This is a genomic window from Paraburkholderia sp. DD10, assembly GCF_049177125.1.
Taxonomy (GTDB): domain Bacteria; phylum Pseudomonadota; class Gammaproteobacteria; order Burkholderiales; family Burkholderiaceae; genus Paraburkholderia; species Paraburkholderia terricola.
The window spans coordinates 1,985,462-2,011,060 of the sequence record NZ_CP185393.1 but is presented as its reverse complement, the minus strand read 5'-3'; the positions used below and the strand labels follow the sequence as shown (position 1 = coordinate 2,011,060).

The 25,599-nt window shown below is 66.3% G+C and carries 23 protein-coding genes; 18 read left to right on the top strand and 5 right to left on the bottom strand.

Features of this window, described 5'->3' with window-relative positions; all coding sequences use genetic code 11:
* Positions 1-33 precede the first annotated feature (33 nt).
* Together ACOCG7_RS24270 and wrbA are read right to left on the bottom strand one after the other, a co-directional pair.
* Positions 34-987: a DUF2069 domain-containing protein gene (locus ACOCG7_RS24270; protein ID WP_421380460.1), complete on the bottom strand. Its 954-nt coding sequence runs from the start codon at positions 985-987 to the stop codon at positions 34-36.
* Positions 984-1,586 (bottom strand): NAD(P)H:quinone oxidoreductase, encoded by a 603-nt coding sequence (gene wrbA, locus ACOCG7_RS24265; protein WP_421380457.1) that lies wholly within the window; start codon positions 1,584-1,586, stop codon positions 984-986. Before wrbA ends, ACOCG7_RS24270 begins: the two co-directional genes overlap by 4 nt.
* A 119-nt stretch (positions 1,587-1,705) precedes the next feature.
* Between wrbA and ACOCG7_RS24260 the strand changes: the two genes are divergently transcribed.
* Positions 1,706-3,019 carry a YihY family inner membrane protein gene (locus ACOCG7_RS24260; protein WP_193615253.1) on the top strand — a complete coding sequence of 438 codons (1,314 nt, stop codon included), beginning with the start codon at positions 1,706-1,708 and terminating at the stop codon, positions 3,017-3,019.
* 34 nt (positions 3,020-3,053) lie between these two features.
* Here the strand turns inward: ACOCG7_RS24260 and ACOCG7_RS24255 are convergent, their stop codons facing one another.
* The 3 genes from ACOCG7_RS24255 to ACOCG7_RS24245 form a co-directional block, all read right to left on the bottom strand.
* Positions 3,054-3,374, bottom strand: a complete 321-nt coding sequence (locus ACOCG7_RS24255; RefSeq protein WP_083084023.1) for an Mpo1-like protein — start codon at positions 3,372-3,374, stop codon at positions 3,054-3,056.
* 211 nt (positions 3,375-3,585) lie between these two features.
* A complete protein-coding gene (locus ACOCG7_RS24250) occupies positions 3,586-4,419 on the bottom strand; it encodes an alpha/beta fold hydrolase (protein ID WP_083084022.1) in 834 nt (277 codons plus the stop codon).
* Positions 4,416-5,846, bottom strand: coding sequence for an O-acetylhomoserine aminocarboxypropyltransferase (locus ACOCG7_RS24245; RefSeq protein ID WP_083084020.1), 1,431 nt, complete (start codon positions 5,844-5,846; stop codon positions 4,416-4,418). The genes ACOCG7_RS24250 and ACOCG7_RS24245 overlap by 4 nt, the downstream gene beginning before the upstream one ends.
* A gap of 239 nt (positions 5,847-6,085) precedes the next feature.
* On the opposite strand from ACOCG7_RS24245, the gene ACOCG7_RS24240 reads away from it, so the two are divergent.
* From ACOCG7_RS24240 to ACOCG7_RS24160, 17 genes are all read left to right on the top strand, one after another.
* On the top strand, positions 6,086-6,547 hold the full coding sequence (locus ACOCG7_RS24240; protein WP_073430072.1) for a CBS domain-containing protein: 462 nt from the start codon (positions 6,086-6,088) through the stop codon (positions 6,545-6,547).
* A gap of 143 nt (positions 6,548-6,690) precedes the next feature.
* Entirely contained in the window at positions 6,691-8,628 is a 1,938-nt protein-coding gene (locus tag ACOCG7_RS24235; RefSeq protein ID WP_083084019.1) for an MFS transporter, read from the top strand.
* Positions 8,629-8,751: 123 nt separating this feature from the next.
* Complete coding sequence (gene aroC / locus ACOCG7_RS24230; RefSeq protein ID WP_083084017.1) at positions 8,752-9,852, top strand: chorismate synthase; 1,101 nt, start codon at positions 8,752-8,754, stop codon at positions 9,850-9,852.
* 54 nt (positions 9,853-9,906) lie between these two features.
* On the top strand, positions 9,907-11,394 hold the full coding sequence (locus ACOCG7_RS24225; RefSeq protein ID WP_083084016.1) for a glycosyltransferase family 9 protein: 1,488 nt from the start codon (positions 9,907-9,909) through the stop codon (positions 11,392-11,394).
* 439 nt (positions 11,395-11,833) lie between these two features.
* The gene (locus ACOCG7_RS24220; protein WP_154874191.1) at positions 11,834-12,913 is read left to right on the top strand and encodes an LLM class flavin-dependent oxidoreductase; all 1,080 of its coding nucleotides are present in this window, start codon (positions 11,834-11,836) and stop codon (positions 12,911-12,913) included.
* Positions 12,914-12,924: 11 nt separating this feature from the next.
* Entirely contained in the window at positions 12,925-13,752 is an 828-nt protein-coding gene (locus ACOCG7_RS24215) for a class II aldolase/adducin family protein (RefSeq protein ID WP_083084013.1), read from the top strand.
* Between the two features lie 13 nt (positions 13,753-13,765).
* Positions 13,766-14,863, top strand: a complete 1,098-nt coding sequence (locus tag ACOCG7_RS24210; RefSeq protein WP_083084011.1) for an ABC transporter substrate-binding protein — start codon at positions 13,766-13,768, stop codon at positions 14,861-14,863.
* A 46-nt stretch (positions 14,864-14,909) separates the two neighbouring features.
* Positions 14,910-15,518 (top strand): cysteine dioxygenase, encoded by a 609-nt coding sequence (locus ACOCG7_RS24205; RefSeq protein WP_083084010.1) that lies wholly within the window; start codon positions 14,910-14,912, stop codon positions 15,516-15,518.
* Positions 15,515-17,122: a rhodanese-related sulfurtransferase gene (locus ACOCG7_RS24200; protein ID WP_083084008.1), complete on the top strand. Its 1,608-nt coding sequence runs from the start codon at positions 15,515-15,517 to the stop codon at positions 17,120-17,122. The genes ACOCG7_RS24205 and ACOCG7_RS24200 overlap by 4 nt, the downstream gene beginning before the upstream one ends.
* 393 nt (positions 17,123-17,515) lie before the next feature.
* Entirely contained in the window at positions 17,516-18,409 is an 894-nt protein-coding gene (locus tag ACOCG7_RS24195) for an ABC transporter substrate-binding protein (RefSeq protein ID WP_083084352.1), read from the top strand.
* Positions 18,410-18,476: 67 nt separating this feature from the next.
* Entirely contained in the window at positions 18,477-19,667 is a 1,191-nt protein-coding gene (locus tag ACOCG7_RS24190; protein ID WP_083084007.1) for an acyl-CoA dehydrogenase family protein, read from the top strand.
* Positions 19,668-20,196: 529 nt separating this feature from the next.
* Positions 20,197-20,748, top strand: a complete 552-nt coding sequence (locus ACOCG7_RS24185) for a hypothetical protein (RefSeq protein WP_083084005.1) — start codon at positions 20,197-20,199, stop codon at positions 20,746-20,748.
* Between the two features lie 36 nt (positions 20,749-20,784).
* A complete protein-coding gene (locus tag ACOCG7_RS24180) occupies positions 20,785-21,738 on the top strand; it encodes a patatin-like phospholipase family protein (RefSeq protein ID WP_073430061.1) in 954 nt (317 codons plus the stop codon).
* Positions 21,739-22,174: 436 nt separating this feature from the next.
* A complete protein-coding gene (locus tag ACOCG7_RS24175; protein WP_083084350.1) occupies positions 22,175-22,864 on the top strand; it encodes an ABC transporter permease in 690 nt (229 codons plus the stop codon).
* Positions 22,865-22,870: 6 nt separating this feature from the next.
* Positions 22,871-23,584, top strand: coding sequence for an ABC transporter permease (locus ACOCG7_RS24170; RefSeq protein ID WP_083084004.1), 714 nt, complete (start codon positions 22,871-22,873; stop codon positions 23,582-23,584).
* Between the two features lie 77 nt (positions 23,585-23,661).
* Entirely contained in the window at positions 23,662-24,453 is a 792-nt protein-coding gene (locus ACOCG7_RS24165) for an ABC transporter ATP-binding protein (protein ID WP_073430113.1), read from the top strand.
* A 32-nt stretch (positions 24,454-24,485) separates the two neighbouring features.
* Entirely contained in the window at positions 24,486-25,526 is a 1,041-nt protein-coding gene (locus ACOCG7_RS24160) for a GlxA family transcriptional regulator (protein WP_421380442.1), read from the top strand.
* Positions 25,527-25,599 lie beyond the last annotated feature (73 nt).

Genomic DNA, 25,599 nt, shown 5'->3' with positions numbered 1-25,599 from the left:
ACGAAGAAATCAAGGCGTGGCGCGCGGTTTTCGTCAGGTGAGGGTTTTGGCCTGCGTGGCGGATGGTTCCGTGACTTGTTCGGCGGCTGGCTTCGCGGTTACTTCGGCGGGCGGTTCAGCGGCTGGTTCGGCAGCCGGTTCGGCAGCCGCCTGGGCTTTGGTGTGCACCTTGGCGCGTGCTTTGCCGTCGACTTCGCCGCGCACTTTGGCGCCCGCTTCGCCGGCCACTTCGCTGTCCATGTCGCCGCCGACTTCGCCACCCACTTCGTCGCCCGCTTCGCCACCCGCTTCGCCGCCGACTTCGGCGGCCTGCTGACCGGCCCGCTTCGCGGCTACCTTGGCCGCGCGCTTGAACGGCGCGACATGGGCGATCGCGCAGACGAAAAAGACGACGGCGAGTACGGCTTCCAGCCAGCCGAGGCGCGCGCTCAAACCGCGCTCGCTCCAGCCGCGGACGACGCCTTCGGCAAAGTACAGCAGGATCAGCATCGACGCCCATTGCAGCGTGTACAGCCGGCGCCGCCACACGCCCGGCAGCGCGAGCAGCAGCGGCACGGCCTTGAGCAGCAGCGCCGAGCCGCCGGGGCGCAGCGGCGCGAGCCACCCTTCGCAGGCGGCGCACAGTACGATCAGCGCGAGCAAGGCGGTGGTAGCGCCGAGCGCGGCGCCGGTTTTTTGCCGCACGGGCAGGGCGGTTGTGGCGCCGCGTGCCCAGGCATTGCCTTGCCGCACGTGCGCGGCGGTTGCGGGCATGGGCGAGGTGCCTGTGGCCGAGGTGCCGACCGTTTCGGCATCGTGGTCGCGATCGGACGGTTTCGCGTTCGGAGCATTGGCTGCGACGCGCATGCGCGGCTCGTTGGCGGTGGGCCGTGCAAGCGGCGCGCTCGCGACCGTTCGCGCATCGACAGCGTCGACGGCCGCGGGCGCATCGGGCGCATTGGACGTACCGGGTTCACGCCGCTGCGTTCCGGCATCCGGCTCGTTCACGGCCGTTCGCTCATGCAAGCCGCCGTGCGCGCGACGCGTGCGCCGAGCGCGACGGCGAGCGTTTTCTCGTCGGCGGAGATGCCTTGTTCGGTGGTGCCCGCGCGCGCGAAATGCGACGCGCCGTATGGCGTGCCGCCGCTTTGCGTGGTCGTGAGCGTGCTCTCGGTGTACGGAATGCCGACGATCAGCATGCCGTGATGCAGAAGCGGCAGCATCATGGAGAGCAGCGTGGATTCCTGGCCGCCGTGCAAACTGCCGGTGGACGTGAACACGCAGGCCGGCTTGCCGGCGAGCGCACCGGAGAGCCATTGCGGCGTGGTGCCGTCGAGAAAGTATTTGAGCGACGCGGCCATGTTGCCGAAGCGGGTGGGCGAGCCGAGCGCGAGACCCGCGCATTCCTCGAGGTCGCGCAGTTCGACGTAGGGCGGACCTTCGGCGGGAATGTCCGGCTGCGACGCCTCGCAGACGGTGGACACCGCCGGCACCGTGCGCACGCGCGCCTGCATGCCGGGAACGCTGTCCACGCCGTGCGCGATCGCCAGCGCAAGCTCGCGCGTGGCGCCGTGACGGCTGTAATAGAGCACGAGAATGTCTTTCATAAGCCTCATCGGTGAACGGGTATTATAGGGGCTGGGTCCGCTGGAGAGGCCATGCATGGCCGTTCGGCCAGGTCTTCGTCCTCTCCTGAAACACCGGTTCACGAAGCAAGGAGGCAGGTTTGTTGTCCAGGGTGCGTTTCGATCTCGACACGCTCAAACGGCTCGCGCAGTTTGCCGCGAAGCGCAGTGGCGAAGACCGCATTCCGCAGGTGGCCGGCAGCCTCACGTTCACCACCATGCTCGCGCTGGTGCCGCTCGCCACGGTGGCGTTCGCGCTGTTCACCGCGTTTCCGCTCTTTGCCTCGTTTCAGGAGTCGCTGCAGTTTTTTCTCGCCGACCACCTGATGCCCGCGCAACTGAACAGTCAGATCTTCAAGTATCTGAACCAGTTCGCCGCAAAGGCCAAGGGGCTGACCACGATCGGCATGATCGTGCTGTTCGTCACGGCGGTGATGACCATGATGACCGTCGAATCCGCGTTCAACGTGATCTGGCGCGTGCGCAAGGCGCGGCCGATCGCGCAGCGCATTCTCGTCTACTGGGCGATCATCACGCTCGGCCCGATCCTGATCGGCGTGAGCCTGTCGATTTCCTCCTACCTGTTCACGCAATCCATGACCTTCACGGCGGCCCAGCGCATGACGCCGGTCATCGAATGGGCGCTCACGGGCGCGGCGCTGCCGTTGACGGCGCTCGCCTTCACGATTCTCTACGTCTATCTGCCGAACTGCCGCGTGGAATGGCGCGATGCGGTGATCGGCGGCGTGACCGCCGCAATCGCCTTCGAACTCGCCAAGCGCGGCTTCGGCTACTACGTGCGCCGCATTCCCACCTACACGGCGGTGTACGGCGCATTCGCGGCGGTGCCGCTGTTTCTGCTGTGGATGTACCTGTGCTGGTTCATCACCCTGGCGGGCGCGATGATCGCCTCCGCCTTGCCGGCGATTCGCATCGGCCAGTTTCACCGGCCCACGTTCGAGGGCAGCAATCTGTTCGATTCGCTCGAACTGCTTGCGCGGCTCGCCGAGGCGCGCGACGCCGGCGAGCGCGGCTACACCGTGCCCGACCTGTCGCGAATGCTTCGCCGCGATCTGGACACCACGATCAACCTGCTGCAAAAGCTCGAGGAAATCGAATGGATCGCGCAATTGCAGGAAGACGGCGTGCGCCCGCATTTCCTTCTGCTGGCGAATCCGGCGCAGATCACGGTTGAGCGATTGTTCGACCTGTTCATCATCGACCGCGCCGAACTCCAATATCAGCTTGAACTCAACTCCACGCGGGTGGACGGCGCAACGCTTCTGGCCGCGCTGCAAAACGACAAGCTGAAGGTGACGCTCGCGGCGTTGCTGGCCGCACGCGCGGCCTCGCGCGCGGCGCGTGCGCAGGAGAGCGTGCAGGGCGCTTCGTCCATGCCGCATCAGGCGGCGTAGCGGCCCGGCGGGCGATGCGTCGGCGGCATGAAAACTACAGCGAGATCTTGCCGACGCAGATGTCCTTGAACATGACCCAGTCGCCCATCAGGCTATAGAGCGGATGACGGAAGGTGGCCGGCCGGTTCTTCTCGAAGAAGAAATGCCCGACCCAGGCAAAGCCGTATCCGCAGACCACGGCCACCGGCAGCCACAGCCAGTGGCCGGTGGCGAGCGCCATGGCGAGACAGCCGATCACGCCGAGCGAACCCACGAAATGCAGCCGCCGCGAAACCGTGTTGCGATGCTCGCTCAGATAGAACGGATAGAACTCCGCGAAACTCGCGAAATGATCGGTGTGTGCGGTATGACCCATCACGGCCTCCGAATTTCCATGCTTCCCGATTCCGTGCCCGTCGCTTCGAATGGCTTCGCCGCGTGCCGCAATGCCCGAAAGCGCACGGCAAACAGGACAGGCTCGATCCATTGTGCGGCTATCGGCGCATGCGCGCAACCTGGCCGTTCGGCCGATGGCGCGCATGTTTCGCCGCGGCTATCGTGATGGCTCCGCTCTCGTTTGCCGGTCGTTATCGGGCGACGCGAGGCGGGCTGGAAGCGAAGCTGAAAAGGGCGTCGAGCGTGGCGTCGGGCTGCTCGGTCATGAGCGCATGGCCGGCTTCGAGCGTCACGGTGTCGATCGCCACGCCTCTTTGCGCGAGCGCGTCGGCGAGCGCCCTGGCGGCGCGCGGCGGGGTCATCGCATCGCGCCGGCCGACGATCAGGCGCACCGCGCAACGCACTTGGGCGGCGCGGGCGAGGCCGTCCGCGTAGGTATTGCAAGCCGTGAAGTCGGTATGGAACAGGTGCGGTTCGCCGGTTGCCGCGACGCGCTCCATCAGCCGCTGGTTCATGCCGTGCAACCAGAAGCCGGGGCCGGGGCAGGAGGGCTTGGCCGCGAGCGTCGAGTGCGACCAGTCGTTGACCATGGCGATGGCATCGGGCTCGCGATGCAGCGCGCCTTCGAGCAGCGTGTCGGAGACGGCCATCGGCATGGCGGTGGCGAGTAGCGCGAGATGCGTGGCGCGCTCGGGATAGCGGCCCGCGAAGTCGAGCGCGATCAGCGAGCCCATGCTGTGGCCGGCCACGAACGCGCGTTGCACGCCGGCGGCATCGAGCAGCGCGGCCAGCCAGTCCGCCATCGCCGTCACGGTGGTCAACGCGGGCCCGGCGCTGCGGCAATGTCCCGGCAAGTCCACCGCCAGCACGCCGAAGCCGTGATGCGCGAAGTAGCGCGTTTGCAGCGCCCAGACGCTATGGTCGTGCTCGGCGCCGTGGATGAACACGGCGCTCGGCAGGCTCGCATCGAACGGCTTGCCGCCGGTGTACACGTAAGCCGGCTTGCCTTGGACGGTGAGGATCATGCGGACTCCGGGCGGGGTTTGGCGGCAGGGGCGGCAGGGGAGGCATCGGTCCTGGCTTCAATCGCGCCTTGGCCGGATGCGCCGGTTTTGGCATCCCTATGCGCTGGGCCCGATGCGCCTCCTGCGGATGCGCCCGACCCGCTCGCCTTCTGCGCGGCCTTCAGCGCGCGCTTGAGGTCGTCGATCAGATCGTCGGGGTCTTCGAGACCGATCGACAGGCGGATCGTGCCTTCGGCGATCCCCGCCGCGGCGAGCGCGGCGGCATCCATGCGAAAGTGCGTGGTCGATGCGGGGTGGATCACCAGCGAGCGCGCGTCTCCCACGTTCGCGAGGTGCGAGAACAGCGAGAGCGCTTCGATGAACGCGCGTCCGGCGGCGCGGTCGCCGCGCAAGTTGAAGCTGAACACCGCGCCCGCGCCGCGCGGCAGCAGACGCTTCGCGAGCGCATGGTCGGGATGCGTCGGCAGTTCGGGATAGGCGACCGTTTCGACCGCTGCGTGAGCGGCGAGGAATTCGACCACCCGGCGCGTGTTGGCGACGTGCCGTTCCATGCGCAGCGGCAGCGTTTCGATGCCTTGCAGCAGTTGCCAGGCGGCTTGCGGATGCAGGCACGCGCCGAAGTCGCGCAAACCCTCGCGGCGCGCGCGCAGCAGGAACGGCGCGACGGTGCTTTCCTCGCTGAAGACCATGCCGTGAAAGCCCTCGTAGGGCTCGGTGAATTCGGGGAAGCGCCCCGAGGCGACGAAGTCGAAGGTGCCGCCGTCCACCAGCACGCCGCCGATCGTCGTGCCGTGCCCGCCGAGAAACTTGGTGGCCGAGTGATAAACGAGGTCGGCGCCGTGCTCGAACGGTTTGAGCAGGTAGGGCGTGGTGAAGGTGGAGTCGACCAGCAGCGGCACGCGGTGTTCGTGCGCGATCTGCGCGAGCGCGGCGATGTCGAGCACGTCGAGGCCGGGATTGCCGAGCGTCTCGCCGAACAGCAGGCGCGTGTTCGGGCGCAGCGCGGCGCGCCATGCGTCGAGATCGCCGGGTTTGACGAAGGTCGTCTCGATGCCGAAGCGCCGCAACGTGTAATGCAGCAGATTGTGCGAGCCGCCGTATAGCGCGCTGGAGGCGACGATATGCGAGCCCGCGGCCATCAGCGTGGCGATCGCCAGATGCAGCGCGGCCTGGCCGCTCGCCGTGCCGATCGCGCCCGCGCCGTTCTCCAGTGCGGCGACGCGCTCCTCGAACACGGCCACGGTCGGGTTGGAGATGCGCGAGTAGACATGGCCGGCGCGCTCCATATTGAAGAGCGCCGCGGCGTGGTCCGAATCGCGGAACGAAAAGGAGGTAGTCTGGTAAATAGGTGTGGCGCGCGCGCCGGTGGCGGGGTCGGGAGCGGCGCCGGCGTGCAGCGCAAGCGTATCGAAACGGTTGGCGGACATCCTGGGCGGCGGGGCCACGGACGGCCTCGCGAAAGGTGAAAGTGGCGGCCATCCTATCACCGGCACGAACCGCATCAAGCGCGGTTTTCCCGATGCGCGCGCGAGCACTCATGCGGGTTCGGGCAGGCGAACACCCGCCGCGCCTTGGCGGGCGGGCCGCTTTCCTTTTATGGGCCTTTCCGCTAGGATCGAAAGTCATTCATGCATTACGAGCTTAGCGGGTATCACGGGAGACGATCATGCGAGTCAGCGACATTCTTAAAGTCAAGGGCAACACCCTTTTCACGGTTACGCCGGATACCACGCTGCACGACGCAGTCAACACCATGGCCGAGCACGATATCGGCTCGCTCGTCGTGATGGAATACGGCGACCTGGTCGGCATGCTCACCTTCCGTGAAATCATTCTCACGCTGAGCAAGCATGGCGGCAGCGTCGGCACGTCGACGATCCGTAAGGTCATGGACGACCATCCGCTCACCTGCACGCCCGAAACGGACGTCAACGAAGTGCGCCGCATGATGCTCGAGCACCACGTGCGCTATCTGCCCGTCATGGAAGCCCGCACGCTGATGGGCGTGATCTCGTTCTACGACGTCGCGAAGGCGGTGGTCGAAGAGCAGGGCTTCGAAAATCGCATGCTCAAGGCATACATCCGCGACTGGCCGGAAGAGCAACAGGAGCAGCAGCCGGCGCGTTGATGCGCGGTGGCTCGCCGCGGCGTTCGGCGTTGCCGTGAGCGCGAAAATGCAGTCAAGGCGCGCGCGAAAGCGCGCGCTTTTTTTGTCTCCGGGCCCGCGTCTCTTTCCCTCTCGTTGCCCGTTCAACCCGTTCCCCGACCTTCATGAGCGATCGTCCGATACCTGCCGGCCGTCGTGCCGCGCGCCCGCACGAGGCGCACGAATCGCAGTTCCGGCTACTGCGGCAGCGCCGCTTCGCGCCTTTTTTCTGGACCCAGTTCCTCGGCGCGATGAACGACAACGTCTTCAAGATCGGCTTCACGTCGCTCGTCACGTATCAGGCGGCGCGCTTTTCCGGCGTCGATCCGAAAACGGCGGCGTTTCTGATTTCGGCGATCTTCATCTTGCCGTTCGTGCTGCTGTCCGCCACCTCCGGCCAGATCGCCGACAAGTACGACAAGGCGATGCTCACGCGCTTCGTCAAGAGCTTCGAGATCGTCGTGATGCTGATCGGCGGCGCGGGTTTTCTGCTGCATAACGCACCGTTGCTGTATGCATGCACGTTTCTGATGGGCGTCCATTCGACCGTGTTCGGACCGGTCAAATACTCGTACCTGCCGCAGCATCTGTCGAAGGCGGAACTGGTGGGCGGCAACGGCATGGTCGAGATGGGCACGTTCGTCGCGATCTTGATCGGCACGATCGTCGGCGGCGCCGGCGCGGGGTTCGTCGAACATGGCGCGATCGTGCTGGCTTGCGCCTGTGTCGCGGTTGCGCTGGCGGGGCGCTTCGTGTCGAGCTTCGTGCCGGTCACGGCGGCGCCGCAGCCGGATCTGCGCATCAACTGGAATCCGGTTAGCGAGACGTGGCGCAACCTGAAGCTGGCGCGCGAAAACCGCACCGTGTTTCTGAGCCTGCTCGGCATATCGTGGCTGTGGTTCGTCGGCGCGACTTTTCTGTCGTCGTTTTTCAGCTTTGCGAAAAACGTGCTGTCCGCCGACCCGGACGTGGTGACGGTGCTGCTCGGCACGTTCTCGATCGGCATCGGCATCGGTTCGCTGTTGTGCGAAAAGCTCTCGAAGCGGCGCATCGAAATCGGCCTGGTGCCGCTCGGCTCGATCGGCATGAGCGTGTTCGCAATCGACCTGTTTTTCGCGAGCCGCGCGCTGCCGCCCGCGGGACATCTGCTCGCCGTCGGCGAATTTCTCGTGCGGACCGCCCATTGGCGCGTGCTGGCCGACCTGTTCCTGCTCGCCATGTTCGGCGGGTTCTACAGCGTGCCGCTCTACGCGCTGATCCAGAGCCGCAGCCAGCCGAGTCACCGCGCGCGCATCATCGCCGCGAACAATATTCTGAATTCGTTGTTCATGATCGTCTCGGCGCTGATGGCGATGGCGTTGACCGCGGCGGGCTTCGGCATTCCGGCTATTTTTCTGGTTACGGCGTTGCTGAACATCGTCGTCGCGACCTACATCTATTCGCTGGTGCCCGAGTTTCTGCTGCGCTTCATCGCATGGGTGCTCGTGCATACGTTTTACCGGATGCGTCTCGTGCATGCCGAGCGCATTCCCGAGGAAGGCGCCGCGGTGCTGGTGTGCAACCACGTGAGCTTTGTCGACGCGATCGTGATCATGGCGGAGAGCCCGCGGCCGATCCGTTTCGTGATGGACCATCAGATCTTCGGGTCGCCGTTCGCCGGCTGGGTGTTCCGTCATGCGAAGGCGATTCCTATCGCGCCGGCGCATCAGGACGCCCAGTTGCTCACGCAAGCTTATGAGCGATGCGCGCAGGCGCTCGCCGAGGGCGAACTGGTCTGTATTTTCCCGGAAGGCAAGCTTACGAGAACCGGTGAAATGAATCCGTTTCGCCACGGCGTGACCGAAATCATCCGGCGCACGCCCGCGCCGGTGATACCGATGGCGCTGCGCGGCCTGTGGGGCAGCGTGTTTTCGCGCGCCGACGATGCGCGCTGGCCGCGGCCGATACAGAAGGGCGTGATGAGCCGGCTGACCCTGGCGGTGGGCGAGCCGATCGATCCGGCGCTCGCGACGCCGGAGATGCTGCAGCGGATCGTCACCGAATTGCGTGGGGCGCGCAAGTAAGGCCCCGTCGGCGTCGCGGCGCTCACGGCTTGTCCTCAAGTCATAAGCGCGCGGGCGACCCGCCCTCGCGCCATGCGGGCTGGCATAATAACGCTTCCCCCGCATTTCTTTTGGACGACGCCCATGTCCGGCAACACGCTCGGTACGCTTTTCACTGTCACGACCTTCGGCGAATCGCACGGTCCCGCTATCGGCTGCGTGATCGACGGCTGCCCGCCGGGCATGGCGCTCAACGAAGCCGACATCCAGCTCGAACTCGACCGCCGCAAACCTGGCACGTCGCGCCACGTCACGCAGCGTCAGGAAGAAGACAAGGTCGAGATCCTGTCCGGCGTGTTCGAAGGTGAGACCACCGGCGCACCGATCGCGCTGCTGATCCGCAACACGGACCAGCGCAGCAAGGACTACGGCAACATCGCCGAGACGTTTCGCCCAGGTCATGCGGACTACACCTACTGGCAGAAATACGGCATTCGCGACTATCGCGGCGGCGGCCGTTCGTCGGCGCGTCTGACGGCGCCCACGGTGGCGGCGGGCGCGGTCGCGAAGAAGTGGCTGCGCGAGAAGTTCGGCATCGAGATTCGCGGCTACATGGCCGCGCTCGGCGAGATCGACGTGCCTTTCGTCGACTGGGCGCAAGTGCGTGAGAATCCGTTCTTCGCGCCGAACGCCGAGATCGTGCCGCAATTGGAAGCGTACATGGACGCGCTGCGCAAGGAGGGCGACTCGATCGGCGCGCGCATCAACGTGGTGGCTTCCGGCGTGCCGGTCGGCCTTGGCGAGCCGCTGTTCGACCGTCTCGACGCGGACATCGCGCACGCGATGATGGGCATCAACGCCGTCAAGGGCGTCGAGATCGGCGCGGGCTTCGCCAGCGTCGCGCAACGCGGTTCGGTGCATGGCGACGAACTGACGCCGGAGGGCTTCGTCGGCAATCACGCGGGCGGCGTGCTCGGCGGCATTTCAACCGGGCAGGACATCACGGTGTCGATCGCGATCAAGCCCACGTCGAGCATTCGCACGCCGCGCCGTTCGATCGACAAGGCGGGGCAGCCGGCCATCGTCGAAACGTTCGGGCGGCATGATCCGTGTGTCGGCATTCGCGCCACGCCGATCGCTGAATCGATGCTCGCGCTCGTGCTGGTCGACCACGCGCTGCGCCACCGCGCACAGTGCGGCGATGTCGCGGTCAGCACGCCGAAGATCGCGGCGAGTGCGCCGTAACGGGCGTTTCCCGCGCGCCTTCGTTTTCATGCCACGCGGCGTGGCGCCTTCCCGATGAACGACCTGAATACCCTGCCCCCCAGTAGCCCACTGGCGGACTTGCGCGCGCGTGCCGCCGCGCCCAATGCGGGAGCCGCCGAGTGGCTCGCGTTGGGCCAGATGCTGCTGCAGCACGCAGGCCGTGACAAAGCGGGCCAACGCGAGGCGCTTGCCGCGCTGGTGCGCGCCTATCAACTCGATCCTTCCCGCGAAGCCACGCTCCTTCACACGAACACGCAGACGGCGTTCGTCATGCGCGATTGGGCGCTGGTCGAGTCCGCCACCGGACTGCTGCTCTCGCAAAACGTCGAAAACGGCGACGCGCTGATCTGGCGCGCCGCTGCCATCCAGCAGCGCGACGACTTCGCCACGGCCGAGCGGCTGCTGCGCGAAGCGGTGCGCGTCGTGCCCGGCAACCCGGTGGCGCTACACAAGCTCGCGCTGTGCGTGAAGGAGCAGGCGCGTTTTGCCGAAGCCGAGGCGTTGCTCAGGCACGTGCTGGCGCTCACGCCGAACAACGCGCATGCGCTGTTCGACCTGTCGGAACTCGAACTTCGTTCCGGGCGTTTCGCCGAGGGCTGGGCGCATTACGAAGCACGCGTCGCGTTCGCCGACGATCTCAACAACGCGCAGCATGCGCTCGCGGCAATCAGCGCGCATTGGCGGGGCGAATCGCTGGCCGGCAAGACGCTGGTTGTCTATGGCGAACAAGGCAATGGCGACTGCCTTTGGGCGGTGCGCTTTCTGCCGCTTTTGGCGCAGCGGGCGCGACGCGAAGGCGGCCGGGTCATCTTCGGTCACGACGGGCCGTTGCGGCATTTGTTCGAGCGGATATTGCCCGCCGATTTACCGCTCGAAACGAGCCTCGAAACACGGCCCGATTTCCACTGCGGCCTGATGAGCCTGCCGCTGCGGCTCGGCGTTTTCGAGGCTGCCGGATGGGGCGCGCCGTACCTGAGCGCCGAGCCGTCGCTCGTTCAGGCATGGCGCAAGCGGATCGACGCACATGTCGACGCGCGCGTCGCCGGTAACAAGCGCAATCGCACGGTCGGGCTGGTGTGGAACGGCAATCCCGAGCATATCCGCGACATGCGGCGCTCGGTGCCCGCCGGGCAATTCGAAGCGCTATTGAATGTGCCGGGCGTGAGCTATTTCGCGTTGTCGCCGGGACGCGGCGAGACGGTCGCGCAGTGGCGAGCCAAGGGGCTGGAAGTCGTCGACCTGACGCATCATTTTCGATCCGGATTCGACGATGTAGCGGCGTTGCTGGCGAATCTGGATCTGGTCGTCACGATCGACAGCGGGCCCGCGCATCTGGCCGGTGCGCTCGGCGTGCCGACCTGCCTGATGATCGACCACGTATCCGCATGGTTCTGGGGCGATGCCTCGCCGGTCACGGCCTGGTACGATTCCATCGCGTTGTTTCGACAGCCGCGGGTCGGTGACTGGGCGCCGGTGATCGCGCAAGTCAGGAAGCGGATTGATGGGTTGGGGCGCGGCTGACGGCCAAGCCGCGCCTCGCGTGACTTCTTCTCTTCAATATCTCGCGCTCGGTTTTTAGCGCGATCACCTGTGCCTCGCGCGCACGGCTACTTCCGCGGTCAGCCATGCTCCGCGCGTCATCCATTCGGCGTTCCGCCGCCCCGGGTTGCGGGGCTTTGCGACCTTCGCAAACAGATCGCCCTGCGCAACAACCAGTTGGCTCTCTCCGCCTGGAATACATCCGGGCCGCCGAGCTACCACGCGCCGCAGGGCCGAAACGCCAAGCCTCATTCCGCCCAAACCCGATAAACATATCGCCGATCAATATTTAACAAGCGCATTCAGCGCTGCTACCTTAACTCCCCTGAGCAAACAGCAAATGCGTCGAACAAGAACCGCCGCCGCCCAGCCGAGCCTATCCACGCCGGGCGCACACCCATCCATTCCGGGAGACCCCATCGTGTCCATCGAATTCATCGGCATGATCCAGACCCGCAAGGTGTCTGAAACGCACGCGCCGCAAGGTCCGGCGATCGACATCGAGTACGTCGGGCAATTCGCCCGTGCTCACGAAGCCGCGGGTTTCAACCGTATCCTCGTGCCGCATCATTCCACGAGCCCCGACGCGCTCCTGACCGTCGCGCACGCGGCCAGCGTCACGAGCAAGGTGCATTTCATGCTCGCGCATCGCCCCGGCTTCGTCGCGCCGACGCTCGCCGCGCGTCAGCTCGCAACGCTCGACCATTACTCGGGCGGCCGCCTCGCCGTGCACATCATCTCCGGTGGCGACGACGCCGAACAACGCCGCGACGGCGACTTCCTCTCGCACGACGAACGCTATGCCCGCACCGACGAATACCTGCACATCCTGCGCCGTGTCTGGACCGAAGCCGAACCGTTCGACCACGACGGCCAGTACTACCGCTTCGAACAGGCTTTCTCCGAAGTGAAGCCGGTGCAGCAGCCGCACATCCCCGTGTATTTCGGCGGCGCGTCGGCGCCCGCGCTGGAAATCGCCGGCCGTCACGCGGACGTCTACGCGCTGTGGGGCGAATCGAAAGCGCAAGTGCGCGAGCAAGTCGCCCGCGTGCGCGCCGAAGCCGCCAAACACGGCCGCAGCGTGCGCTTCTCCGTGTCGTTCCGGCCGATTCTCGCCGCCACCGAAGCCGCCGCGTGGGAGCGCGCGGACCATATTCTCGAAGAGACCCGACGGCTGCGCGCGGCGCAAGGACTCGGGGTCGGCGGGCCGGCGCAGAGCGAGGGCGCGCGCCGGCTGCTCGCGGCATCCGGTGAATCGGACCGCGTCGACGAGCGCCTCTGGACCGGCATTGCGAAGGAAATCGGCGGCCGCTCGAATTCGACGGCGCTGGTCGGCACGCCGGACCAGGTCGCCGAGACGCTCGCCGAGTATTACGCGCTCGGCGTCTCGACCTTCCTCGTGCGCGGCTTCGATCCGCTCGAAGACGCGATCGACTACGGCCGCGAACTGATTCCGGCGACCCGCGAGCGCATCGCGCGCGTCGAGCGCGTGGCGGCGTGAACGGAGGCGCGATGACCGATCTCTCACTAGCCCCGCGACGCACCCGTGATTCGTCCACGCTCGAACGTCACGCGCCGCTGCGCAAGTTCTGGTTCGACGACGTCCCGCCGCGCGAAAGCATCGCGGACGAACGCCGCTACCGGCAGGAACGGCTTGCGGTCGCGTTTCGTCTGTTCGCGCGCCACGGCTTCGATCAGGGGCTCGCCGGGCACATCACCGCGCGCGATCCCGAGTGGCCCGATCACTTCTGGGTCAATCCGTTCGGCAAGCATTTCAGCCGCATTCGCGTGTCCGACCTGCTGCTGGTGAATGCGCAAGGGGACATCGTGGTCGGCGAAGGTCCGGTGAATCAGGCGGCCTTCGCGATTCACGCGGCGATTCACGAAGCGCGTCCCGACGTGATCGCGGCGGCGCACACGCATTCGCTGTACGGCAAGGCGTGGTCGACGCTCGGCCGCACGCTCGATCCGCTCACCCAGGACTCGTGCGCGTTCTATCAGGACCACGCGTTGTTCGACGACTTCCGCGGCGTCGTGCTCGATACCGACGAAGGCGCGCGCATCGCGGCGGCGCTCGGCCAACGCCGCGCGGTGATCCTGAAGAATCACGGCATTCTCACGGCGGGGCCGAGCGTCGAGGCCGCGGCCTGGTGGTACATCGCGCTCGACAACGCCTGCCACGCGCAACTGCTTGCCGAAGCCGCCGGCACGCCGCAGCCGATTGCGCACGACGTCGCCACGCTCACGCACGAGCAGGTGGGCCGCGCGGGCGGCGCGCTATTCGCATTCCAGAGCCTGCTGGAAGGGTTGGTCGAAGCCGAGCCCGACGTCCTCACCTGAACCTTCCCCCACGATGACCCAACCTACCGATTCGCCGGCGTCGCTCCGGCGCCGCCGGCTCGTGGCCGCGTTGCCGGCCGCCGCGTGGCTCACCGCCAGCACGGGCCTGATCGCCGAAGCGGCCTCCACCGCAAACGCCACCACAAACGCCACCGCAAACGCCGCCGCAAACGCCACCACAAACGCCGAGCCAAACGACAAAACCGATCCCCGTCTCGACCTGAGCCAGGTCCGCTTGCGCGTCGCGACCTACAAAGGCGGCGACGCCACGCTGCTGAAAACCGCGGGCCTCGCCGACACGCCGTACACGATCGACTGGTCCGAGTTCCAGTCCGGCAACGCGATGATCGAGGCGATGAACGGCGGCTCGCTCGATATCGCCTCGGGCAGCGAGATTCCGCCGATTTTCGCGCGGCTGCAAAACGCGCAGATCCGCGTGATCGCGGTCTACAAGGACGACGTCAACAACCAGGTCGTGCTGGTGCCGAAAGGCTCGGCGATCCGTTCGATCGCCGATCTCAGGGGCAAGCGCGTCGGCTATCTGCGCGCGACCACCACGCATCACTACCTGCTGCGCATGCTCGAGGAAGCGGGGCTGTCGTTCAACGATATCCAGGCGGCCTCGCTCGCGCCGCGCGACGGCTTCGCGGCCTTCAACGCCGGTTCGCTCGACGCCTGGGCGATCTATGGCTACAACGTGCCGCTCGCGATCTCGCAAGCGGGCGCGCGCGTGCTGAAAAACGCCAACGGCTACCTGTCCGGCAACTACCTGTATTACGGGCATCCGGCGGCGCTTGCCGATCCGCCGCGGCGGGCGGCGTGCGCGGATCTGCTGGTGCGGCTGCAGCGCGCGTGCCAGTGGTTCGCCCGGCATCAGGACGCGTATGCCAAAGTCCTGTCCGCCGAGTTGCGCGTGCCGGAAGCGGCGATCCTCTCGTTGTACCGCAACCAGAGCCAGGCGCGCCGCGTCACCGGCGTCACGGCGGCGGACATCGCGAGCGAACAGCAGGTGGCCGACACGTTCGCGCGCGCCGCCGTGATCGAGCGGCATGTCGATGTTGCACCGATGTGGACCGACACTTTCAATGCGGCGCTCGCTCGCGGTGCGTGAATAGTTCGCCGCGCCTTATCTTCTGACCTATTCTTTCTAACCACCGATGACCCGAATTTCGAGGCCCGACCGCTTGCGCGCGTTCGTCGGCCGGATCGCGTCGCTCGTCGACGAAGCGGCGCCCGAAGCGCATCTGCTCGAAGCCGGCGGCGCCGCGCTGCGCGAACTGATCGCACACGACGACTGGCTGCCCGACGCGTTCGCGCAACCCGATCCCGAGCGCTATCGGCAATACCTGTTGCACGCGGACGCGCGGCAGCGTTTTTCGGTCGTCAGTTTCGTGTGGGGGCCGGCGCAGTCGACGCCGGTCCACGATCACACCGTATGGGGTTTGATCGGCGTGCTGCGTGGCGCGGAAATTGCGCAGGCATACCGCATCGCCGCGGACGGCGCGCTGGTGGAAACGGGGGCGGCGAAACGCCTCGCGGCCGGCACGGTGGACGCGGTGTCGCCGCGCATCGGCGATATCCATCGCGTGAGCAACGCTTTTGGTGACCGTACGTCGATCAGCATTCACGTGTACGGTGGAAACATCGGCGCGGTGACGCGCTCGGTGTATCCCGCCGGCGGTGGCCGCAAGGCGTTTGTCTCCGGCTACTCGAACGACGTGCTGCCGAATATCTGGAATGTTTCGAAGGAGTCCGTGATCCCATGAGTTTCGTTAAAGAGTTCCGTACCCGGTCATTCGAAGACGTGCGCCGCGCACTGTTCGAACGCGAGGAAATCGCGCTCGTCGACGTGCGTGAGGAAGATCCGCACGCACGCGGTCATCCGCTGTTTGCCGCCAATCTGCCGCTGTCGCGCCTCGAACTGGATGCGCCCGTGCGCTTGCCGCGCCTCGCCGTGCCGATCGTCGTGCTGGACGACGGCGAGGGCCTCGCCGAGCGCGCCGCGCGCCGTCTGGATGAGTTGGGTTATACCGATGTCACGCTGCTCGAAGGCGGTTTGCGAGGCTGGCGCGCCGCCGGCGGCGAGTTGTTCAAGGACGTCAACGCGCCGAGCAAGGCCTTCGGCGAACTGGTGGAAAGCAAGCGTCATACGCCGTCGCTGACGGCGCCCGAGGTGCAGGCGCTGCTCGATCGCGAAGCCGACGTGGTGGTGCTCGACGCGCGCCGCTTCGACGAGTACCAGACCATGAACATTCCCGGCAGCATCAGCGTGCCGGGCGCCGAACTGGCGTTGCGCGCGCGGCAGCTCGCGCCGGACCCGGCCACGCGGATCATCGTCAATTGCGCGGGGCGCACGCGCAGCATCATCGGCGCGCAGACGCTGATCAACGCGGGCGTGCCGAATCCGGTCGCGGCGCTGCGCAACGGCACGATCGGCTGGACCCTTGCCGGTCAGCCGCTCGCGCATGGCAGCTTGCGCCGCTTCGATCCGGTGCTCGACGACACGCTTCGGCTGGCCGCCGCCGACGCCGCGCGCGAGGTGGCCGAGCGCGCGCGAGTGGGCCGCACCTCGCGTGACGAAGCGCGCCGCTGGGCCGACGAGGCGGTACGCACCGTCTATCGCTTCGACGTGCGCACGCCGGAAGAGTACGAAGCGGGCCACGTGCCCGGCTTTCGCAGTGTGCCGGGCGGTCAGCTGGTGCAGGAAACCGACATGGTCGCGCCGGTGCGCGGCGCGCGCGTGATTCTCGCGGACAGCGACGGCGTGCGCGCGAACATGACCGCGTCGTGGCTCGCGCAGATGAACATCGAGGTGTACGTGGTGGACGGTTTGACCGCTGCGGACTTCAGCGAAAAAGGCGCGGCGCCGCCCGCGGCTCGCCATGCGCCCGCGCCGCCCGCCGTCGACGAAATCACGCCGGCCGAACTGGTCACGCTGCTGCAGTCGCCCGGCACCGTCGTGCTGGATTTCACGACCAGCGCGAACTATGTGAAGCGGCACATTCCCGGCGCGTGGTTCGTGATTCGCAGCCAGCTCGAGACGGCCCTGCACGACAAGCTGCCCGACGCGCGACGTTATGTGGTGACCTGCGGCAGCAGCCTGCTCGCGCGTTTCGCGGCGCCCGAACTGGCGGCGTCGACCGGCAAACCGGTGCAGGTGCTGAGCGGCGGCACGAGCGCGTGGATCGAGGCGGGCTTGCCGGTCGAGAGCGGTGAGACGCGGCTGGCGTCGCCGCGTATCGACCGTTACCGGCGTCCTTACGAGGGAACGGATAACGCGCGCGAAGCGATGAACGCCTATCTGGAGTGGGAGTATGGCCTCGTCGAGCAACTCGGCCGCGACGGCACGCACGGTTTTCATGTGATCTGATTTGGCGCGTGTTGGTGTTCGTTCGCGCATGCTCGCGCGAGCCGGGCGAGTCAAGCGAGCGATGCGGGGCAGGGCGCGGGAAAGCGGCAAAGCGGCAAAGCGGATAAGCACGGTGCGCGGTTCAAGCCGCGCGCCCGCGCTGCGCCGCGCGCGCGAAATCGCTTCACGGTGAACCTCGCCGTTCGATAAAAATCCGCGTATTTGCTTAGAAGAATAAGGCGTTTGTCTTATGCGGACGCGTCCCTTATCGTCAATGACCCATCATCTCGATGCCATGACGTAAGCGCCGCTATGACGACTTCCCGTTCTTCGTTTTCGCTCCCATCCGTTGCGCGATTCCCGCAATCCCTGCTAATCAAACCGTTCGTCGCCGCGACGCTCGCGATCTGCGCGATGCTGTGCGCGGCGCCTTCGCGTGCCGCTGATCTGCCGGTGCTCAAAGTGGGCGACCAGTCGTTGCAAACGCGCGGCATTCTCGAAGCGTCCGGTCAACTGAAAGACCTGCCGTACAAGATCGAATGGTTCAATTTCCCGGCCGCGCAGCCGCTCGGTGAAGCGTTGAACGCGGGCGCCGTCGATGTCGGCGGCCTTGGCGATGCGCCGCTCGTGTTCGCGCTCGCCGCCGGCGCGCGAGTGCGCGCGGTCGCGGCCACCCGCTCGACGCCGCTCGATCTGGCGATCGTGGTCCGCGAACATTCGCCGTTGACCGACGCCGCGAGTCTCAGGGGCAAACGCATTGCGACGACGCGCGGCTCGATCGGCCACTATCTCGCGCTTGCCGCATTGAAAAGAGCCAACGTGCCGCTGACCGACGTCACCTTCGTCTTCCTCGCGCCGGCCGACGCCAAGGCGGCGCTCGCGTCCGGCAGCGTGGACGCGTGGTCCGTGTGGGACCCGTACACCGCGCTCGGCGAAGCGCGCGATCGCGACCGCATCATCGCCAACGGCGTCGGCCTGTCGGAAGGACTCAGCTATCAGGTGGCGACCGAGCGCGCGATTGCGGAGAAGCGCGCGCAACTCGCCGATTTCCTGAAGCGCGTGGCGATCGGCCAGCGCTGGGCGCTCTCGCATCCCGACGAAGTCGCGGCGATGCAATCGCGCGTCACGGGTTTGCCGACGGACGTATTGAAAACGGTCTACCGACGCGGCCAGGTGCATCCCGTGGCGATCGACGACAGCGTGGTCGCCGCGCAGCAGCGCACCGCCGATACCTACGAAGCGGCCAACGTGATCCGCGCGCATCTGGACGTGCGCGCGAGCTTCGATCGCAGCTTTCCCTTGCCATGAAGGCCATGAAGGCCGCGAACTTTCCGATGCTTTTGCCGCCGCCGTCATCACCCTGCAGAGCCCTCGCATGAATGCCCCGCTTGCCGATCCCGCAGTGACGCGCCGTCATCCGCCGCTTGACAGCGATGCCTTCGACGCATTGCTCGCGCAACTCACGAGCGAGTTCGCCGCGAGCGCCGCGCACTACGATCGCACGGCGCAATTTCCGCATGCGAACCTCGCGCGCCTGCACGAATTCGATCTGCTCTCGCTGACGGTGCCCGTTGCGCTCGGCGGCGCGGGCGCGAGCTTGCCGCACGCGTTGAAGGTGGTGCGCGCGGTGGCGCGCGGCGAGCCGTCCACGGCGCTCGTGCTGGTGATGCAGTATCTGTTTCATCATCGCTTGCAGGGCAATCCGCATTGGCCGGTCGAACTGCGCGAACGCGTCGCGCGCGAAGCGGTGCGCGACGGCGCGCTGATCAACTCGCTGCGCGTCGAACCCGAACTCGGCACGCCGGCGCGCGGCGGCTTGCCGTCGACGATCGCGAGGCGCGGCGCCGACGGCTGGATCATCGACGGCAGCAAGCTGTATTCGACCGGCAGTCCCGGCCTCGCCTGGCTCGCGGTGTGGGCGCGCAGCGACGAGACGCCGCCGCGCGTCGGCGTCTGGCTCGTGCCGCGCGATGCGCCCGGCGTGCGCGTCGGCAGCGAATGGAACCATCTCGGCATGCGCGCGACCGGCAGTCACGAACTGGTGTTCGACAGCGTGTTCGTGCCCGCCGCGCACGCGGTGGACGTGCATCCGCCAGGCGAGCCGGGCGCCGGGTTGGATGCGCTGGGTTTGGCGTGGATGAGCGTGCTGCTGCCGGCCGTTTATGACGGCGTCGCGCGGGCCGCGCGCGACTGGTTCGCGCGCTGGGCCGTCGAGCGCAAGCCCGGCAATCTCGGCGCGCCGCTCGCGAGCCTGCCCGCGTTCGAACAAACGCTCGGCCGCATCGACGCGCTGCTGTTCAACAACCGCGTCGTGCTCGACGCCGCCGCGCACGCGCGGCACATGACGCTCGACGAAGCGCCGCTGGTCAAATACACGGTGACGAATCAGTCGATCGAGGCGGTGCAACTGGCGGTGGAGGCGAGCGGCAATCCGGGCTTGAGCCGCGACAATCCGCTCGAACGCCATTACCGCGACGTGCTGTGCGCGCGGATTCACACGCCGCAAAACGATTCGGTGCTGCAAGGCGCGGGTCGCGCGGGCTTCGCCGCCTTCATGCGCGGATAAGGAACGCGCGCGTTGCCGCTCGCGGCGCGGCCAAGGTTGTCACGGAACGCAAATCCTCTGCCAATTCGGTGTAAACGCGCTCTCGTCTAAAGTGTCCAATCCGTTTAGATTAGCTGCACTTGGAAGGCTTTTCGAGGGACCAGGGCGGCCAAACCAGCAGCGGTCCGTTCATTCCGGCGATGGCGCAAGGTCAGAGGCCAAGGTCTCTCACCGCTTCGTCCGGAACCTGACCGCTGCGCGTCGTCCGCGGTGCTTCGTCTCAGGCGGCCACCTGGCCGCTGTCACTTCCGGTTGACCGTATCGACCGACCTGGCGACGCTTGCACAGCGTCGCCTTTTTGCTTTTCAGGCCACCCGCTTTTCATCCCGCCTTTCATCCTCTTTCATGTCGAGCCGGCTAGCGTGACTGCACGCGCTGGCTCGCGGCTCTCGCTCGCGGTTTTTTCCTTGCGCGGTTATCCTGTAGCAGACACTACACAACGAGATGCGGACGGGCGTGGCCTGACCCGCATCACTACAGGAAACTCGCTGTGAGCCTCAAACTGCTTATCGTCGCCATGCTGGCGGGATCCGTCGCGCTGAGCGGCTGCGACCAACAACAGAGCGACCGCGCCGTGCAAAAACTCAAGGACTTGTTCAACGCCGTCAAACCCGACGCGCTCCTCCTCAAGAACATGACGCCGGGCGTCACGACCGAGGCGCAGATTCGCGATCAAATGGGTAAACCGGAGACCGAGCGCACATACACCGACGGTTCAAAACGCTTCGAATATCCACGTGGCCCGCAAGGGCTGAACACCTACATGGTCGACATCGACCGCGACGGCAAATTGCAGGCGATCACGCAGGTGCTGACCGCCGCCAACTTCGCGAAGATCCGCATCGGCATGAGCGAGGACGAAGTGCGCCGCCTGCTCGGCAAGCCGGGCGAGATCGCGGTGTTTCCACTGAAGCCGGAAACCGTGTGGAGCTGGAAGTGGCGCGAGGGCGGCGTGACGGAAGAAGGCATTTTCAACGTGCACTTCGACCAGTATCAGAAGGTGTACACCACATCGCGTTCGGACGTGGTGCGTGGTCGATAGACGAGAAAAGACGCAGGACAGAAGACGGGGGCAAGCATGATACGTCGACGTCGGTACAGCCGCATCGGGCTGGTATTGGGGGGCGGCGCGGCGCGCGGCTGGGCGCATATCGGCGCGATTCGCGCGCTGCACGATGCGGGCATCAAGCCCGACGTGGTGTGCGGCACGTCGATCGGCGCGCTGGTGGGCGCGGTCTACGCGAACGGCGACCTGGACTGGCTCGAGGAGTGGGTGTCGCGCCTCACGTGGCAGACGGTGGTGCGGCTGCTCGATCTGCGCCTGTCGGGCGGCTTGCTCGGCGGGCGCAAGGTGATTCAACTGTTCGCCGACAAATTCGCCGGCCGCTCGATCGCGCAGTTGAACATGCCGTTCGCGGCGGTCGCCACCGAACTCGATTCGGGCCGCGAAAGCTGGTTGCAGGACGGCAGCGTGGTGGACGCGGTGCGCGCGTCGATCGCGATTCCGGGCATCTTCACGCCGGTGTGGCACAACGGCGTCTGGCTCGTGGATGGCGGGCTGAGCAATCCGGTGCCGGTTTCGGTGGCGCGCGGCATGCGGGCGGACTGCGTGATCGCCATTGATCTGAACAACGACATTCTGAACGGCCGGGACTTCGGCGGCGCGGTGGTCGACACGCCCGCCATCGATCCGAATGCGCCGCCGCCGGTCGCATTGCGCCGCAACGGCAAGCCGTGGCCGCGCTGGCTCGCGCCGGCCGACGCGCGCTTCACCACCGACGTGCGCGTGCCGCCCGCGCCGAGCGCGCGCGTGCCGTCCATGCTGAGTTCGATCGCGCAGAGCATCGACATCATGCAGGTGCGGATCACGCGCAGCCGCCTGGCGGGCGAACCGGCCGACATTCTGATTCAGCCGCGGCTGGGCGGCATGGGGATTTTCGACTTTCACCGCGCGGCGCCGGCGATCGAAGAGGGACGCGCGGCCGTGGAGCATATGCTGCCGGCGATCCGGTCGCGGCTGGGGCTCGAGTAGGTTTTTTTTCGGACCGCCCGGGGTCGCGAGCGTTGTATCGTGTCGGCCGTTCGCAGGGAGGTCGACCTCAAGAAGCGGTTCATCGATGAGTCACGAAAGGGCTTCGCGACTCATATACGAACCATACGGGTACTTTTCGGCCGGTCTCCGCGCCGTCTCCAACCGTTCCCATCTATCGAAAAAGCGACCCGAAACTTGCTAAATCGCCCCGGCGCGCGCGGTGCGCGTGGGGGCCCGTGAATCCCCGCCGCCCGCAGCACCAAGCGCTGCAAGCCTCCCGCGTCCTCACCGCCCGCCTTGATGCGCCGCAACAAACCGCGCGCCCGCCTTTGAGCATTTAATTTTCGCTTGCGAGACTCCGCGCCATGCTACGACGAGCGGCCAAGGCAAGCCGGCGTCGTCCATGACATCCCAACGAACCTGGATGGAGACACGCGTGTTCCTTTACGGCTTTGGCCCGGTGCTGCTCGCCGGCACGATCCAGACGATCGAGCTGTCCGTCCTCTCGCTGGCGGCCGCCGTGCTGCTCGGCCTCGCGGGCGCGGCGGCGAAACTCTCGTTCAACCGCCCGCTGCGGGCGCTCGCCACCGGCTATACGACGCTGATCCGCTCGGTGCCCGACCTCGTGCTGATGCTGCTGCTGTTCTATAGCATCCAGATCGCGGTCAACAATCTCACCGACGCGCTCGAGCTGCCGCAGTTCGACATCGATCCGTTCGTGGCCGGCGTGCTGACGCTCGGTTTCATCTACGGCGCGTATTTCACCGAGACCTTTCGCGGCGCGTTTCTCGCGGTGCCGCGCGGCCAACTGGAGGCGGGCAGCGCCTACGGCATGAGCGGCGCGCGCGTGTTCACGCGCATCCTGTTTCCGCAGATGATGCGTTTCGCGCTGCCCGGCATCGGCAACAACTGGCAGGTGCTGGTGAAGGCCACGGCGCTGGTGTCGATCATCGGTCTCGCGGACGTGGTCAAGGCCGCGCAGGACGCGGGCAAAAGCACGTTCAACATGTTCTTCTTCATCCTGGTCGCCGCGCTGATCTATCTGGCGATCACCACCGTATCGAATCTCGCGCTGATCTGGCTGGAACGGCGCTATTCGATCGGCGTGCGGCACGCGGAGCTCTGAGCCACCATGATCGATATCCTCAACCAATTCTGGCGCGCGTTCCTGTACTGGGACGGTCAGCGCATCTCGGGCCTCGCGGTCACGCTGTGGCTGCTGGTGGCGTCGGTCGGCATCGGCTTCGTGATGGCGATACCGTTGGCGGTGGCGCGCGTGTCGAAAAAGCGCTGGCTGTCCACGCCCGTGCGCCTCTACACCTATGTGTTTCGCGGCACGCCGCTGTACGTGCAATTGCTGCTGATCTACACCGGCATGTACAGCCTCGAATTCGTGCGCTCGCATCAACTGCTCGACGCGTTTTTCCGCAGCGGTTTTCACTGCGCGATTCTCGCCTTCGCGCTGAACACCTGCGCGTACACCACCGAGATTTTCGCCGGCGCGATCCGTTCGACCTCGCATGGCGAAGTGGAAGCGGCGCGCGCCTACGGCATGAGCTGGTTCACGATGTACCGCCGCATTGTGATACCGTCCGCGCTGCGCCGGGCACTGCCGTTGTACAGTAACGAAGTGATCCTGATGCTGCACGCCACCACGGTCGCGTTCACGGCCACGGTGCCGGACATCCTGAAGGTGGCGCGCGACGCGAATTCCGCCACCTATCAGTCGTTCGACGCGTTCGGCCTCGCGGCGCTGATCTACCTCGTGGTGTCGTTCGCGCTGGTGGCGCTGTTCCGCCGCGCCGAGCGTCACTGGCTGGGTTACCTGGCGGTGCGCACGCATTGAGCGAACCGGGTTCGCATGAGCGGCGCGACGCATGCGCCGTCACCAAGATTGATCCGTATTTTCCAAGGGAGAGCATCTTGCTCCACACGACTCAAACCGAAGCTTGCAAGCTCGCCGTTCAGGACATCCACAAGCGCTACGGCGACAACGAAGTGCTCAAGGGCGTCTCGCTGAACGCGAACAAGGGCGACGTGATCAGCATCATCGGCGCGAGCGGATCGGGCAAGAGCACCTTCCTGCGCTGCATCAATTTTCTCGAGCGGCCGAACGCCGGGCAGATCGTCGTCGACGGCGAAACGGTCAAGACCAAGGCCGACCGCCACGGCAATCTCGAAGTGGCCGATCACAAGCAGCTGCAACGCATCCGCACCAAGCTCGCAATGGTGTTCCAGCACTTCAACCTGTGGGCGCACATGAACGTGATCGAGAACATCGTCGAGGCGCCGATTCATGTGCTCGGTTTGCCGCGTCGCGAGGCGGAAGATCGCGCGCGCGAATATCTCGAGAAGGTCGGTCTCGCGCCGCGTCTGGAAAAGCAGTATCCGTCGCATCTGTCGGGCGGTCAGCAGCAGCGCGTGGCGATTGCGCGCGCGCTCGCCATGAACCCCGACGTGATGCTGTTCGACGAGCCCACCTCCGCGCTCGACCCTGAACTGGTCGGCGAAGTGCTGAAGGTCATGCAGAAGCTCGCGGAAGAAGGCCGCACCATGATCGTCGTCACGCACGAAATGGGCTTCGCGCGCAACGTGTCGAATCATGTGATGTTCCTGCATCAAGGCCGCACCGAGGAAGAGGGCTTGCCCGCCGAGGTGCTCACCACGCCGCGCAGCGAACGGCTCAAGCAGTTCCTCTCCGGCAGCCTGAAGTAACGCGCGGCTCGCGCTGCGCGTTTCATCGAGCGATGGCCCGTCCCTCCAATCCGGCTCGCACCACGCAGGTTGCAATCGTCGCGTTGCCGCCCGTATCGATGTCGGGCGTCGGGCCGATTGTCGACGCGCTCAATCTTGCCAATGAAATCGACGGCCGCGCGCTGTACCGCGTCCAGGTGTGTTCGTGGGACGGCCGCGCGGTGCCGCTGTCGGGCGGCGCGCACTGGCCGGCCGATGCGGCGTTCGGCGATGCGATTGCGTGCGACTGGCTGATCGTCGTCAGCGAACGGTTTCAGCAATTCGCCGACTACCGGCTGTTTCTGGCGAGCCTGTCGCGCGTCGGGCAGCGCACGCCGCTCGTGACCGGCATTCATCACGGCGTCTGGTGGCTCGCGATGGCGGGGCAGTTGTCCGGTTATCGCGTGAGCGTCAACTGGGAAACCTATCAGCAGTTCTCCGAGCAGTTCGAACGCTCGATCGTCACGCAACAGATCTTCGAAATCGACCGCGATCGCGCCACCTGCGCGGGCGGCCAGGCCACGGTCGATTTCATGCTGGCAATGATCGGCCGCGATCATCGGCCCGAACTGGCCGACCGGATCGCGGACACGCTCGGCGTCGGCGTATTGCGCGCGGGCGAGGAGCGCCAGCGCATTCCGTTCGTGACGGCGCCGGGCGAGCGCCATCCGCGTTTGAACGACGCGTTGCTGCTGATGGAAGCGAATGTCGAAGACCCGCTCACCACCGACGAAATCGCGGGACTCGTCGGCGTGTCGCGGCGGCAACTGGAGCGCCTGTTTCGCCAGTATCTCGGCTCGATGCCGTCCAAATACTACCTGGGGCTGCGGCTTTCGAAAGCGCGCACGCAATTGCAGCGCACCAGCAAATCGGTCGTGCAGATCAGCCTCGCGTGCGGGTTTTCATCGGCGGCGCACTTTTCGAATGCGTACCGCGAACGTTTTGGTGTCACACCGCGCGAGGATCGTCGCAACTGGATCGACAAACAGACCGGCGCGACCGGCGTGGCGGCCAGCGAGCCGCGCGCGGGCGCGCTGATCGAGCGGCCGGAATAAGCCGCGATGGGGTTGCAGTAAGCCGCAACGAGCCGCAATAAGTCGGCACAAGCCGCGATCGAGCGTGACGCAT